Here is a 354-nt window from a genome sequence, read left to right as displayed (position 1 = left end):
GAGCAATATACAAAACAGGCCGAAGCAAAAGCCGGGACCGTAGATGTTAATGCCTTGCAACTCCAGAAGCGGATCGGCGATGTGAACGAAATAGGTTAATACCAAAAATTGAATTAACGGGGCGATAATTAGGATTACCCAACCGGCAAACGAATGTTTGCCCGAGTACCGTTTCATTATCGTGTAATAGTAACAGCACAAGCCGAACACGACGAGGTATTGCAGATTTAACTGTAAGTACCGCATCGGGGAATAGCGGGGTAAAAACCCGTTAAAGACCAGGGCGCTGAGGGCGGAGCGGGTAAGGTCGATGGACATTTCCATGCCGATATAGAAAAAAGCGGTAAACAGGGA

General features: G+C 47.2%; 1 protein-coding gene. It reads right to left on the bottom strand.

Annotated features, from left to right (window positions below; translation table 11 throughout):
- A partial coding sequence (locus tag ACYVTD_RS18215; protein ID WP_461249011.1) for a hypothetical protein occupies positions 1–354 on the bottom strand: 354 nt, incomplete at both ends.

The sequence above is a fragment of the Treponema sp. R6D11 genome, from assembly GCF_054786075.1.
Note: the sequence above shows the minus strand (reverse complement) of the source record. Positions and strands in the feature narration are given on the sequence as shown.